Raw genomic sequence first — 13,137 nt, forward strand, 5'->3', positions numbered from 1 at the left:
ATCAGCTCCCGCCGGAAACGTTGGCCGTCGCCTCGTGCAGGGTCACGAGACCGACGATCTGATAGCTCCGCTTGCCGACCGGCGCCTGTACCTCGACCTCGTCGCCGACCGCCTTGTTGAGGAGCGCCCGTCCGATCGGCGAGCTCAGGGAGATCGCCCCGCTCGCGGCGTCGACCTCCTCGGGAAAGACGATCCGGTACTCGGACGTCGTCCCCTCTTCGCCGTCCATGACGGTGACCCGGCTCCCGTACGCCACCACGTCGTGCGGAATGGACGCGAGCGTGTACATCGAAAGCTCACGAATGCGATTCTGGATCTGCCCGATGCGCGCCTTCAGGAACTCCTGCCTCGCCTTGGCGGCATCGTATTCCGCGTTCTCCGAGAGGTCCCCGTGGGCCGCGGCTTCCTGCAACTCCTTCGGGACCTTCACGGTGAGCTCGTGCTTGAGCTCCTGAAGCTCCTTCTTGAGGCGAGTGACGACGGGCAGCTCCATGCGCTCCTCCGAGGCGAGGGATGCTAGCCGCATCCCTTCGCGCAAGTCAAAACGCGCGTCCGACGATCCACACGACGCACGCCGCGGGGCGCGGTCCGGTCCAACGGTGGTCTAGCGGGAGGCGAGCAGGCCGCGCACGATCTCGCTCGCGCGCTTGCCGTCGTACCGACCCGGGTGTCGATCCTTGAGGCGAGCCATGAGCGGGCCCATGGCATCGACGCCTTCCGCGATCCACCCCTGGAGGAGCGCGGTGAGCTCGACGTCGCCGAGCACGGTGGGCAAGTAGCGCGCGAGGATCGCCCGCTCCGCGGCATTCTCGGCCACGAGATCGTCGCGCCCGGCGCGACGTGCGAATTCCCCGGCCTCCTCCCGCTTCTTCGCTTCGCGCTGGACGAGCGCCAGGATCTCGCCGGCCGGCAGCTCGCCTCCCCCGGCGTCGATCCGTCGATTGGCCACCGCGGCGAGCAGGCCGCGCAGCACGTAGACGGTCACCCTGTCGCGCTGCTTCATCGCGTCCTGCAGCTGTTGCCGCAGTTGCGCCTCGGAGAGCCCGTCCGCCATCCCCGCCTTAGTGCCTGCGGGAGATCATCTTGTCCATCTTCTCCTTGGCGTCGGGATCGGCCGACGCTTCGGCAAACCAATCGCTCGTCGCCTGGAGGAACGCTTCCTTCTGATAGGCGTACCAATACATCGCCGCCAACCCGAGCAGGAGCCCTGCCACAAATTGCCGCATGACGGTCCTTTCGGCCCCTCCGAAAGTGCCGCGCCGCAAGAGTGTACCGGCCGGCCCCGCAGAATGTCCAGACGACTTCTCGGACGCGACCGTCGGCGCTCGCACGCCAAACCCAGTGCGGCCTCTCATACGATCCGTCGTCACACGAGCGCGCGAGGCCGTCGGGGTTGTCCCCCCGCTCTCCCGCGCGTAGCGTGTGACTCCCCCGTGCCCTGGCCCAGGAGCGTCACGTGCAGATCCTCCGATCCGCCCTCCGGTTTCCCACCGACCTGCTCTGTCCCGAACGATGCGCCGCGTGCGACGCGCTCGTCCACCCGATCGATCTCCTCTGCGCCGCTTGCCTCGTGGCCACACGCCGCCTCGGACCTCCGGAGTGTCCGGGATGCGGCGCTCCCCGGACGACCGACGCCCGTTGCGCCCTCTGCGCGCCGCCCGACGCGCCGATCCGCACCGCGCGGGCGTGGGCCGCCTACGACGGCAGCACGGGGCCGAGTCCGGTCGCGCGCGCGATCGCCCGTCTCAAGTATCAAGGAGCGCGCCGGCTCGGACGGCGCTTCGCCACCGTCCTGACCTCGCGGGTCTCCACGGCGGACGCCGCGCTCGTCATCCCGGTGCCCCTGCATCCCCGACGCCTGCGCGCACGCGGGTTCAATCAGAGCGCCGTGATTGCTCGACACCTCGCACGTGACCTCGGCCGACCGGTCGGGCTCGGAGCGGTCGTCCGCGTCCGCGATACTCCGAGCCAGGTCGGAAGCACGACCGTCGCGGCGCGCGCCGCGAACGTCGCGGGCGCCTTCGCGGTTCCCCATCCCGCGACCGTCCGAGATCGTCCGATCCTGCTCGTCGACGACGTGTGGACGTCGGGGGCGACGGTGCGAGCCGTGGCACGGTGCCTCCGCGACGCAGGAGCGACCGCCGTCGACGTCGTCACGATCGCGCGCGTCCTCTGAGCGGGGATCCCGTAGCATCCGCGACCGCGCTATAGCGTGCGACGTGGACGAAGATCGCCGGCGGCTCTGGCAGGAACGCCACCGGACCGACGAGGAACTCGGGGCGCCGTCCCCGTTCGTCGTCGACGCGCTCGATCTGCTCGGCGCCCCGACACGTCTGGCGGGCGCGCGCGCTCTCGACCTGGCGTGCGGACGGGGGCGCCACGCGCTGCTGCTCGCCGAGCGCGGCTATCGCGTCGACGCGATCGACTTCGCGCTGGCCGCGCTCACGGCCGTCCACCGCCACGCCGCCGCGCGGCGCCTCGACGTCCGATGCCTCGCGGCGGACGTCGCCACCTGGCCGTTGCCGACCGATCACTACGCGCTGGTGCTGGTCGTGAGCTTCCTCGACCGCTCTCTCTTCCCTTCGTTGCGCGCGGCGGTCGCGCCGGGCGGCGTCCTGCTCTACGAGACGCACGCACGCGGGACGGGCATCGCGCCGGCGGTGCGCGCCGAGTTCTGCCTCGAGCCGGGCGAGCTCGACGTCCTCTGCCGCGACTGGGAGATCCTGCTGCGGCACGACGGCGACGCGCGACATCGCGGCCGGCGCGCGCCGCGCGCCGGCATTCTCGCGCGCCGCCCCGCCTCCGCGCATTGACAGCGAGGACGCTTTCCGATGCTATCCGCCGCGATGCCGAGCCCCGTTCGCGCGCTCACCTACGCCGACGCCGGCGTCGACATCGACGCGGGCGATCGGCTCGTCGCCAACATCGGCTCCTTGGCCCGCCGCACGCGCCGCCCCGAGATCGTCGCGGGCGTCGGCGGGTTCGCCGCGCTCGCGCGCCTGCCTCGCGGCTACCGCGAGCCGCTGCTCGTGACCTGCACCGACGGCGTCGGCACGAAGCTGCGTATCGCCTTCGCGCTCGACCGCCACGACACGGTGGGCGTCGATCTCGTCGCGATGAGCGTCAACGACCTCCTCACGATCGGCGCCGAGCCCCTGCTCTTCCTCGACTATTTCGCGACCGGACGTCTCGACGTACGTCGCGCGACCGACCTCGTGCGCGGCATCGCGCGCGGCTGTCGCGAGGCCGGGTGCAGCCTCGTCGGGGGCGAAACCGCCGAAATGCCGTCGTTCTACCCCGACGGGGAGTACGACGTCGCCGGTTTCGCCGTCGGTGTCGTCGAGCGACGGCGGGTGATCGACGGAACGGGCATCCGTCCGGGCGACGCACTGATCGGCTTGCCGTCGAGCGGCTTGCACAGCAACGGCTTCGCCCTGGCACGCCGCGTCCTGCTCACGCGCGCGAAGCTCCGCCTCGACCGACCGGCTCCGGGATTGCGCGGGACGCTCGGAGACGAGCTGCTGCGCCCCACGCGCATCTACGTCCGGACGGTGCGAAAGCTCCTCGCCGCGGCGCCGCGAGGCGCGATTCGCGGCATGGCACACATCACGGGGGGTGGCCTCCCCGGCAACCTTCCCCGCGTGTTGCCGGCGGGCTGTCGGGCGGTGGTTCGCCGCGCATCGTGGCGCGTGCCGCCCATCTTTCCGCTCATCCAGCGTCTCGGCGGCGTGGCGCGTGCCGAGATGGACCGCACGTTCAACAACGGGGTCGGCTACGTGCTGGTGGTGGCGGCCTCCCGGGCCGAGCGCGTCCTCGCCCACCTGCGTCGCCAGCGCACGGGGGCATGCCGCATCGGGGTGGTCGAGCGCGGCACCCGCGGACTCGAGTACGTCGAACGCGATGCCTGAGCCGTTGGCGCTCGGCGTGCTGCTCTCCGGGAGCGGCACGAACCTCCAGGCGCTCATCGACGCCATCGCCGCAGGCACGCTCGACGCTCGCATCGCGGTCGTCGTGAGCAACGTGGCCGACGCCGGCGGCGTCGCGCGTGCGCACCGTCACGGGCTCCCGACCGTCGTGCTGCGCCACCGCGAGGCGCCGTCGCGCGAAGCCTACGATGCCCGCGTAGCGGAGACGCTCCGCGAGCACGGCGTCCGCCTCGTCGTACTCGCGGGCTTCATGCGCCTCGTGACGACGGTGTTGCTGCGGGCCTTCCCCACCCGCGTTCTGAACATCCACCCGGCCCTCCTCCCGGCGTTTCCCGGCTTGCACGCGGAACGCCAGGCGCTCACCCACGGCGCTCGCATCACCGGCGTCACCGTGCACTTCGTCGACGAGGAGACCGACCACGGACCGATCCTCGCGCAAGCGGCCGTCCCGATCCTGCCCGACGACACCGAGGAGACGCTCCACGCGCGTATCCAACGCCAGGAGCATCGCCTGTATCCGTTCGCCATCCAGCTGATCGCGGCGGGACGCGTGCGCGTCGAGGGGCGTCGCGTGCTCGTCGACGGCGGCGCCTGCGCCACCGATGCGGTGCTCGCCAACCCGATGCTGCCCGCCGCGTGATCCGCGGCGCGCGCGTCGCCCACGCCGCCATCGTGCTGGCGGGATTCGGCGTGTTCGCGGCGCTCGTACAGCACGTCGGCCCCGCACGCCTCGTGGACGACCTCCGTCGCTTCGGCTGGGCCATCCTCGCAGTCGTGGCGTTCGAACTCGTGATCGACGCCTGCAACACGGCGGCCTGGCGCGCCATCCTGCCGCCGGGGTCGCCCGTCGGCTTCGGACGCCTGTATTGGGTGCGGCAGGCCGGCGTCGCGATCAACCAGGTCACACCGACGGCCACCGTCGGCGGCGAGGTCGTCAAGACCCTCCTCCTGCGGCCGTACCTGCGGACGGCCACGACGGCGGCCTCGCTCGTCGCCGCCCGCATGAGCTACGCGCTCGGCCAGACGATCCTCGTGCTGCTCGGCCTGTCGGCGGTGTTGAGCCGGACCGGCGATGCCCCCGACCTCCGGGGCGCCATCGTCCTGACGGTCGTCGCGACCGCCGGCGGCGTCCTGAGCTTCGTCTGGCTGCAACGCGGCGGCATCTTCGCGCGCCTCGCGAACGGCCTGCCGCGACTCGGCCTCGCCGAGCGCCTCGTCGAGCGCGCGCGCGCCGCCGCGCGCGCACTCGATCGTCAGCTCGCGGCCTTCTACCGGGAGCGACCGGGCGCGTTCGTTGCATCGGTCTCCTGGCACGCGCTCGGGCAGATCGTCGGCCTCTTCCAGCTCTCGTTCACCCTGACGATGCTCGGCATGCCGGTCTCGATCGCCACCTGCCTCGCCATCGAGGCGTTCGCGCTCGTTCTCGATTCGGCGGCGTTCCTCGTTCCGGGGCGCGTCGGAGTGCAGGAAGCCGGCCGCGTGCTGGTGTTCACGACCTTCGGCTTGAGCGCCACGACCGGCCTCGCGGTCGCGGTGATCGTCCGACTCAGTCAGCTGACGGTGGTCGCGCTCGGGCTCGCGGCGTATGCCGTGCTTTCCATGCGCGCGCCGGCACCCGATCGGGCCTGAGCGCTCACCTCGGACGCGCCGCGCGCGGCGCTGTCGCGAACACCCAGGCGACGCGGAACGCGTGCACCGCGACGGTCGCCACCGCCCACGCCACGACGCCGACGAAGGCCTCGGCGGGACGCCCGGTGAAGAAGCCCCCGACCAAAATCATCACGTACACGTTGCGCCGACCGGCAACGGCGCGGAACCGACGATCGAACGGCGTGAGCTCGTCGAGCATGCGGCCGGTCGCCCGCTGCGCCGCGAGGTACAGGAGGTTGTCCACCAGGTCGCAGGCCACGAGCAGCCAGCCCGCATACCAGAGATCCGCACGGCCCCCGGCGCGCCCGAAGTGCGACGCCAGCGCGAGGTACCAGCCGTTCTCGTAGAAGAAGTCCCCGACGTGCTCGAGCTCGCCGAGCTTCGAAGTCTGGAGCTTCAGACGCGCAAGCTTGCCGTCCACACCGTCGAGCACGCCGACGACCAGGGCCAGGAGTACGCCGACGCGCAGCCAGCCACCGTAGAAGAGCGCGGCGACCACGCCCGCCAGCACCAACGTGAACAGCGTGATCTGGTTCGGCGTCACGCTCGTCGGTGCGAAGCGTCGGACGAGGAAGTTCTCGAAAGGCGCGTCGAAGTATTGCCCTGGGAGGTCGAGTGCGCGCTTCTGCACATGATCCAGCAGCACGTCCCATCCGGCCCGGCGCTCTTCCGTCGTCCCCACGGTGACGACGTACGGCGCCGCGTCACCACGAAGCTCCGCGCTGTAGGGATCGATCTCTTCGAGGAGGCAACGCTCCGCGTGCGCCGCGACCGCGGCTCCGTGGCGCGCGACGTCGGCCGCCCGGATCCATGCAACGGGCTCCTGCCGCGAGCCGTCGCAGCTCACGAACGTGGTGCGATCGCGGTCGAGGAGCGCGCGCAAGACGCGGAGATCGACCAGCCGATCGGCCGCGAGGGCGAGGAAGACGTGCGGACGGTCGGGCGTCGCCGCGACCGCACCGGCGAGATCGCCGACGCCCTCCGGCACGCGTCGCACGCTCACGATCGCGCCCGGCACACTCACCGCGGGCTCCGGATCCCCGTCGCGTACCAGCAGCACGACGCGGGCGCGATCGAGCTTCACGAGCTGCTTCAACTGGCGCTCGAGCAGTGAGAGACCGCCGGGCGTTCCGGCACGTCGCCACGTCGCGTCCGACGGCACGAAGATCATGACGTCCACGGCCGGCGCGTCGCGCGCCGCCGCGGCGGCGGCGCCGTCGCGGCGCCCTGCCTCCGTCCGCCCCTCCACGATCCGCGCCACGTATCGTCCGTCCGGAACGGCGTCAATTGCCGGTCTCCGCGACGCCTGGTACGTCTCCCGCGTGGCACGCTCCGCGAGCGCAGCGCGACGCGCCGAGGGTCTCGTCGCGATCCTGCTCGACTACGGCGGCACCCTCGACGGCGACGCGCAGCACTGGTTCGATCATTTCGTGCGCCTCTGGGGTGAAGCGGACGCCGCCGTCCCGCTCGCGACCCTGAAGGACGCGTTCTATGCGGCCGACGCCGCCATCACCCGCGACCCGGAGATCCGCGGGTTCGGTCTCGCGCGCATGATCCGCACGCACGTCGACCTCCAGCTCCGGCATCACGGCCGCCGCGACGACGTGCTGGCGACGCGGCTGGCCGATGCCTTCATCGCCGATACGCGCGCCGCCTGGGACCGCAACCGGCCGCTCCTGCGCGCGCTCGCCCGCCGCTTCCGCCTGGGCGTCGTCTCGAACTCCTACGGCAACATGCCCGCGCTCCTCGCCGAGGCCGATCTCGCGCCCTTCGACGTCGTCGTCGACTCCGCGATCGAGGGCCTCGCGAAGCCCGACCCTGCGATCTACACTCTGGCCGCCGTGCGGCTCGGCGTGCCGGCCGCTGCCGTGCTCCACGTCGGCGACTCGTGGGAGCGCGACGTGGTCCCGTCCGCCATCGTCGGCATGCGAAGCGCGTGGCTGGCGCGCCCGGGAGCGGCGACACCGCGCACACCCGCAAACGTCTGGCGCCTCGACTCCCTGCTCGATCTCGAGGCGCTCCTCGCATGATCGCCGGCATCATCGCGGCGGGGCTCGGCGAGCGGCTGCTGGCGCGCGGCATCCGCACCCCGAAGCCGCTCGTCGAGATCGCCGGCCGCCCGCTGATCGCGCGCACCATCGACGCCCTCTACGCCGCCGGCGCTTCGCGTATCGCGTGCATCGTGAACGCCGAGACCGATCGCGTGCGGGAGTACCTCCACGACACGCCCTGGCCCGTCCCGATCGACGTCCTCCAACGCACGACCGCGAGCTCGGCGGAGAGCTTCCTCGCGCTGCGCCCGTTCCTCTCGAAGGCGCCGTTCCTCCTCACGACGGTCGACGCCATCTGCGCCCCGAGCGCGTTGGTCGCGCTGGCAGCGCGCGGCCGCGCCCTCTCGCCGACCGCGAGCGTCCTCGGCGTGACCGCGACCGTCGACGACGAGAAGCCGCTCTGGGCCGAAGTGGATGCGGACGACCGCATCCGATCGCTCGGCGACGCGACGCGCGCACGTCACGTCACCGCCGGCGTTTACTTCCTCCAACCCCTAGTATATTCGCTCGCGGATGAAATCGCCCCGCGCGTTTTCACCGCGTTTCGCGCCGTGCTCGGGGCGCTTCTCACGCACGGTCACCCGCTCTACGGGTTCGACGTCGGCGCGGCGATCGACGTCGATCGCCCCGAGGACATCGTGGCCGCCGAGCGCCTGCTCGGCCTGAACGTCTGATGCGGAGCCTCGTAGGCGTATTCCGCGAGCCCGAGTATTCCCCGGGTCGTGTCGACGACGACGCCGCGATCCTCGAGCGCACGCGGGACGCGTTGGCGGCGCGCGGCCTGACCATGCGGCTCGGCGGCATCGAGCTGCTCGCCGACGGTGCGCCGGCGGCCGTGCTCGCGATGTGCCAGTCGGATCGCGCCCTCGCCGTGCTCGACCGGGCGGCGGCCGCCGCGACCGTCATGAACCACCCGAACGCGATTCGCGCCTGCCATCGGCACGAGACGATACGCCGCCTCACCGCCGCCGGAACCCCGTTTCCGGCGACGCGCATCGTCCCAACCGCGACGGAACGACCGCGCGGCGCGCGCGCGCCGTGCTGGGTGAAGCGTGGCGACGTCCATGCCATGACCACGGACGACGTCGTCTTCGCGCCGACGCGGGAAGCGCTCGACGCGACGCTCGCGGACTTCGCCGCGCGGGGCATCACCCACGCGGCGCTACAGACCCACGTCGAGGGCGTCGTCGTGAAGTTCTACGGTGTGGCCGACGGGCGCTTCTTCCGCTGCTACACCCGAGAAGGAGCCGTTCCGGCTCCGATCCCGGCCTTGTGGAGCGTCGCGCACGCGGGCGCCGCCGCGCTCGGGCTCGACGTGTTCGGCGGCGATCTCGTCGTCACCCCCGACGGACGTCCCTTCCTCATCGACGTGAACGACTGGCCGAGCTTCGCGCGCTGTCGCGACGAGGCTGCCGACGCCATCGCCGGCTACGCGATCGACCGCCTGATCGACGTCGCGCCGGCCGCGCAAGGACAGCATGGATAAGAAACCCGGCCCGAAGTCCCGCTCGGTGTTCCACGAGGAGCAAGCCGTCGTCGCGCCCGGACAGCAGCGCATCGCGCTGCTGTCCGAGCTGACGCTCGCATCCGGGCGGGGCGCGACCATCACGGATCTGGACGGCAACACCTACCTCGACTTCTTCGCGGGTGTCGCCGTCGCGAGCCTCGGCCATGCGCATCCCGCCTACATGGCCAAGGTGGAGGCGCAGCTCCGGCGCATCTCCGTCGGCAGCTTCACGACCGAGAATCGGCTGAAGCTGCTCAGGCTGATCGCCAAGCTGGCGCCCGGGAACCTCGCTCGCACACAGCTCTTCAGCGGTGGTGCGGAGGCGGTGGAGGCGGCGTTCCGGCTCGCGATGTCCGCCACGGGCAAATACGAGATCGTCGGGTTCTGGGGTGGGTTCCACGGCAAGACGGCGGGCGTCATGGGCCTGATCGGCGACGAGTCGAAGCACGGCTGGGGCCCCCTTCCCGGCGGCCGGTTCTCCGTGCCTTACGCCGACTGCGCGCGCTGCCCATTCAAGCTTCGTCATCCCGACTGCGGCCTCGCCTGTGCGGACTTCGCGCGGCAGGCGATCAAGCGCACCACCTCGGGGGCGGTCGCGGCGATCGTCATCGAGCCGATGCAGGGCACGGCCGGCAACGTCGTCCCTCCGCCGGAGTTCCTCCCGGCGATCCAGAGCATCGCAAAGGAGATCGGCGCGCTCTTGATCGCCGACGAGATGATCACCGGCTTCGGACGCACCGGCCGCTGGTTCGGGTGCAACCATTCCAACGTGGTCCCCGACGTCATGACGGTCGGCAAAGGGATGGGGAACGGCTTTCCGATCAGCGGCGTGATCTCGTCCGACGACATCGTGAGAGCCGAGCCATTCTCGCGAGCGAGCGCGTCGTCCTCCAGCTACGGCGGCAATCCGCTGGCGGCGACGGCCGCCCTCGCGACACTCGAGGCGATGGTCGACGAGGGGCTGGTCGAGCACGCCGCGACGATCGGCGCGCACATGCTGGATCGCCTGCGCGCCATGCGGGAAACGTACCCCTTCATCGGCGACGTTCGCGGCGCCGGCTTGATGATCGGCGTCGACCTCGTCGCCGACCGCAGCACGAATGAGCTCCTCGGGCGCGCCGCCACCGAGCGCATCTTCCTCGATGCGCTCCAGCACGGCCTCTTGATGATGGGATACTTCCCGCGCATCCGCATCAATCCCCCGCTCACGATCACGCGCGAGCAAGCCGATCGGGGGCTCGACATCCTCGACCGGGTCTTCGCCCGCGCCGCCAAGGAAGTTCCGGCGTCGTGAAGGGGAGGCGGCCACGCCCGCTGCGCGGGGCGATCGTGGGATTCGGCAACGTGGCGGTCGAAGGCCATCTGCCGGCCTGGCGCGAGCACAAGCTCTTCGACATCGTGGCGGTCTGCGACCCGAACGAGACGCGGCTGGCGCTCGCGGCGGAGGCGCTGCCGACGGCGCGCCGCTACGCCGACATCGACGACCTCCTGCTGAACGAGCGTCTCGATTTCGTCGATGTGGCGACGCCGCCCGCGAGCCACGCCGCGATCGTGCTCGCCGCGCTGGCCAAGCGCGTGGCGGTCCTTTGCGAGAAACCCCTCACCACCACGTGGGACGTTCTCCGGCAGATCCGCAACGCCGCGAGCGCCGCACGCGCGGTCGTCTTCACGACCCACAACTGGAAATACGCGCCGATCATCCGCACCGCGAAGCGCACGCTCCGCCGCGGCGACATCGGCGCCGTGTCGCACGTCCGTCTCGAGACGGTCCGCACGACGCCGCCGACCGACGCGGGCACCGACGGCACGTGGCGCCTCGATCCGGCGGCCGCCGGCGGCGGCATCCTGGTCGACCACGGATGGCATGCGTTCTACCTCGCCCGCCACCTCGCCGATGCGGACCCGGTCGCGATCTCCGCCGTGACGTCGCAGCGCAAGTTCACGGCGACCAGCGTCGAGGATACCGCCGAATGCACCATCGAGTTCCCGCGGGCACGCGCCGAGATCTTCCTCACGTGGGCGGGCGACGCACGCCGGAACTCCGGCACGGTGACGGGAAGCCTCGGCACGCTGACGATCGCGGACGGCACCCTGATCACCACCATCGGGAACGGGCCTCCCGTCGAGACGCGCTTCGCGCAGCCGCTCTCGGCCGGCTCGTACCATCCCGACTGGTTCGCCACGATGCTCGACGATTTCCACGCCGAGCTGCACGATCCGGCGACCCGCGGCGGCAACCTCCGCGAAGCCGAGGCCTGCTGCCGCCTCCTCGAGCGCGGCTACCAGTCGAGCGCGGGCGGCGGCGTGCGTCTCGCGCTGGCGGAGGTCCCATCCGCCCCGGCGGGAAGCCCCGCGACCCCCGGTGAGTGACGGGGTCGCGGCGCGACCCTTCGACGGGATCATCGTCGCGAACGGCGGCGCCGACCACGTCGTCGGCGGGATGCGGCTGGTGGAACGCGCCGCGTTCGCCCTGGCGCGCGCCGGGGCCACGCGTCTGCTGCTGCTCGGTCCAGGCCGCGACGCCGCCCTCAGGATGCCCCCGGTGGACGTGCAATGGAACGTGCCGCCGGCGACGTGGGTCGGTGCGGCGGGTGACCCGATCGTCGTGATCTCCGCCACCACCGTCGCCGCGCCGGCCACGATCGCGGCGCTCGCGGAGGAGCCGACGCCAGGGCCGCACGCCGCGCCCCGCGGCGTCCTCTGGCGCGCCGACCCCTGCTGCCCGGCCGCGCTCGACCCTCGGACTCGACCAGGCCTGCAACCTCCCGCAGACCTCCCGCGCTGGACCCCGCCGAAGGACGCGCTCCTCGTTCCGGCCAGCGACGCGACCGGCCGCGCCGCCGCCGAGCGCGCGCTCTTCACGCGCCTCGGCCGGAGCGGCGACGGCTGGTTCACGCGGCTCGTCGACCGCCGCCTGTCGCGCAGCCTCACCCGCCTCCTCCTTCCCACCGGGATCGCGCCGAACGTCGTGACGCTCGCCTCGATCGCGATCGGCATCGCGGGCGGCTGCTGCTTCGCGCGCGGCACGCCGAGCGCGGCCGTCGCCGGAGCCCTCCTCTTCCTCTTGTCGACGATCGTCGACGGCTGCGACGGGGAGATCGCGCGCATGACCTACCGCGAGAGCGCCTTCGGAGCGAAGCTCGACATCCTCGGCGACAACCTCGTCCACCTCTTCCTCTTCGGCGGGATCGCGATCGGCCTCTACGCCCGGAGCGGCGACGCGATCGTCGCCGCTCTGGGCTGGGCCCTCCTCGGCGGCGTCCTGCTCGCCATGGCATCGGTCTACGCCTGCGTCGTCCGCCGTCCTCCGAGCCCCGCTCAGCGCGCGCTCTACGAGGCCTTCGCGAGTCGGGAGTTCGCGTATCTGCTCGTCGTCCTGACACTCGCCGGCCGCCTCGACTGGTTCCTCTGGATGTCGGCGATCGGGACCTACGTCTTCGCCCTCGGGCTCCTGATCCTGGGCGTCCTCTCCCGGCGCTGACGCGCCGCGCCAGCCCGCCTCGCGAAACCTCTCGCCGGGCTCGGCCGTACTCCCGGCAGAGAGGATAACGCCATGTCGAACCCCGCAATGCTTCGTCGAGGGGACCATCGGTGGGACGACGCGTTCCCGCTCCTGCCCGAGCAGTTTGCCGAGACTACTCGGGTGCTGGAGGTAGCGGAACCCGAACGTCGACTCCTGCTGGCGGTGCTCTGCGACGCCATCGTCGTGTTCCAACGACGCGTCGTCGGTACGGGGGGCTCACCGCTGCCACCCGATGAGGCCGAGCGTTGGATCCTGTCGAACGATCGCCGCTGGATCTTCTCGTACGTGAACGTGTGCGAGGCCCTCGGACTCGCACACGAGCCCCTGCGCCGCGCGCTCATCGCGTGGCGTTGGCGCGTCGCGAGCGCGAGTCGGAGCCCCGCGGCCCGGCGGCGTCTCCTCGCCGGAAAGCAGCCGATCTCGCCGCCGACGTCGAGCTGACCCGGCTTCCTCGAACGGATCGTCTGGGATAGTGCTCGG

Annotated in this window: 16 protein-coding genes; 12 read left to right on the forward strand and 4 right to left on the reverse strand. The window is 71.6% G+C overall.

From position 1 onward, the window contains the following. Nucleotide 1 precedes the first annotated feature (1 nt). The 3 genes from IT293_21295 to IT293_21305 form a co-directional block, all read right to left on the reverse strand. Nucleotides 2–493, reverse strand: a complete 492-nt coding sequence (locus IT293_21295) for a transcription elongation factor GreA (protein MCC6767193.1) — start codon at nucleotides 491–493, stop codon at nucleotides 2–4. A 111-nt stretch (nucleotides 494–604) separates the two neighbouring features. Further along, complete coding sequence (locus tag IT293_21300; protein ID MCC6767194.1) at nucleotides 605–1,054, reverse strand: GatB/YqeY domain-containing protein; 450 nt, start codon at nucleotides 1,052–1,054, stop codon at nucleotides 605–607. 7 nt (nucleotides 1,055–1,061) lie between these two features. Next, nucleotides 1,062–1,226 (reverse strand): hypothetical protein, encoded by a 165-nt coding sequence (locus IT293_21305; protein ID MCC6767195.1) that lies wholly within the window; start codon nucleotides 1,224–1,226, stop codon nucleotides 1,062–1,064. A 230-nt stretch (nucleotides 1,227–1,456) separates the two neighbouring features. Here IT293_21305 and IT293_21310 point away from each other — a divergent pair, with 230 nt between their 5' ends. Genes IT293_21310 through IT293_21330 form a run of 5 tightly spaced genes read left to right on the forward strand, consistent with a single transcriptional unit; the run spans nucleotide 1,457 to nucleotide 5,555 of the window. Further along, on the forward strand, nucleotides 1,457–2,176 hold the full coding sequence (locus tag IT293_21310; protein MCC6767196.1) for a ComF family protein: 720 nt from the start codon (nucleotides 1,457–1,459) through the stop codon (nucleotides 2,174–2,176). 43 nt (nucleotides 2,177–2,219) lie between these two features. Beyond that, nucleotides 2,220–2,813: a methyltransferase domain-containing protein gene (locus tag IT293_21315; GenBank protein ID MCC6767197.1), complete on the forward strand. Its 594-nt coding sequence runs from the start codon at nucleotides 2,220–2,222 to the stop codon at nucleotides 2,811–2,813. Between the two features lie 33 nt (nucleotides 2,814–2,846). Next, complete coding sequence (locus tag IT293_21320; GenBank protein ID MCC6767198.1) at nucleotides 2,847–3,908, forward strand: phosphoribosylformylglycinamidine cyclo-ligase; 1,062 nt, start codon at nucleotides 2,847–2,849, stop codon at nucleotides 3,906–3,908. Then, nucleotides 3,901–4,566: a phosphoribosylglycinamide formyltransferase gene (locus IT293_21325; GenBank protein MCC6767199.1), complete on the forward strand. Its 666-nt coding sequence runs from the start codon at nucleotides 3,901–3,903 to the stop codon at nucleotides 4,564–4,566. Before IT293_21320 ends, IT293_21325 begins: the two co-directional genes overlap by 8 nt. Then, on the forward strand, nucleotides 4,563–5,555 hold the full coding sequence (locus tag IT293_21330; protein ID MCC6767200.1) for a flippase-like domain-containing protein: 993 nt from the start codon (nucleotides 4,563–4,565) through the stop codon (nucleotides 5,553–5,555). Before IT293_21325 ends, IT293_21330 begins: the two co-directional genes overlap by 4 nt. A 4-nt stretch (nucleotides 5,556–5,559) precedes the next feature. Here the strand turns inward: IT293_21330 and IT293_21335 are convergent, their stop codons facing one another. Beyond that, a complete protein-coding gene (locus IT293_21335; GenBank protein ID MCC6767201.1) occupies nucleotides 5,560–6,837 on the reverse strand; it encodes a CDP-alcohol phosphatidyltransferase family protein in 1,278 nt (425 codons plus the stop codon). Between the two features lie 61 nt (nucleotides 6,838–6,898). On the opposite strand from IT293_21335, the gene IT293_21340 reads away from it, so the two are divergent. From IT293_21340 to IT293_21370, 7 genes are all read left to right on the forward strand, one after another. After that, a complete protein-coding gene (locus IT293_21340; GenBank protein ID MCC6767202.1) occupies nucleotides 6,899–7,606 on the forward strand; it encodes an HAD family hydrolase in 708 nt (235 codons plus the stop codon). Beyond that, entirely contained in the window at nucleotides 7,603–8,301 is a 699-nt protein-coding gene (locus IT293_21345; protein MCC6767203.1) for an NTP transferase domain-containing protein, read from the forward strand. The genes IT293_21340 and IT293_21345 overlap by 4 nt, the downstream gene beginning before the upstream one ends. Continuing rightward, nucleotides 8,301–9,113 carry a hypothetical protein gene (locus IT293_21350; GenBank protein MCC6767204.1) on the forward strand — a complete coding sequence of 271 codons (813 nt, stop codon included), beginning with the start codon at nucleotides 8,301–8,303 and terminating at the stop codon, nucleotides 9,111–9,113. Before IT293_21345 ends, IT293_21350 begins: the two co-directional genes overlap by 1 nt. Next, complete coding sequence (locus IT293_21355; GenBank protein MCC6767205.1) at nucleotides 9,106–10,428, forward strand: aspartate aminotransferase family protein; 1,323 nt, start codon at nucleotides 9,106–9,108, stop codon at nucleotides 10,426–10,428. The genes IT293_21350 and IT293_21355 overlap by 8 nt, the downstream gene beginning before the upstream one ends. A 35-nt stretch (nucleotides 10,429–10,463) precedes the next feature. Then, the gene (locus IT293_21360; GenBank protein MCC6767206.1) at nucleotides 10,464–11,504 is read left to right on the forward strand and encodes a Gfo/Idh/MocA family oxidoreductase; all 1,041 of its coding nucleotides are present in this window, start codon (nucleotides 10,464–10,466) and stop codon (nucleotides 11,502–11,504) included. Continuing rightward, nucleotides 11,497–12,615 (forward strand): CDP-alcohol phosphatidyltransferase family protein, encoded by a 1,119-nt coding sequence (locus IT293_21365; protein ID MCC6767207.1) that lies wholly within the window; start codon nucleotides 11,497–11,499, stop codon nucleotides 12,613–12,615. Before IT293_21360 ends, IT293_21365 begins: the two co-directional genes overlap by 8 nt. A 72-nt stretch (nucleotides 12,616–12,687) precedes the next feature. After that, a complete protein-coding gene (locus IT293_21370; protein ID MCC6767208.1) occupies nucleotides 12,688–13,098 on the forward strand; it encodes a hypothetical protein in 411 nt (136 codons plus the stop codon). Nucleotides 13,099–13,137 lie beyond the last annotated feature (39 nt).

The sequence above is a fragment of the Deltaproteobacteria bacterium genome, from assembly GCA_020848745.1.
Classification (GTDB): domain Bacteria; phylum Desulfobacterota; class Binatia; order UTPRO1; family UTPRO1; genus UTPRO1.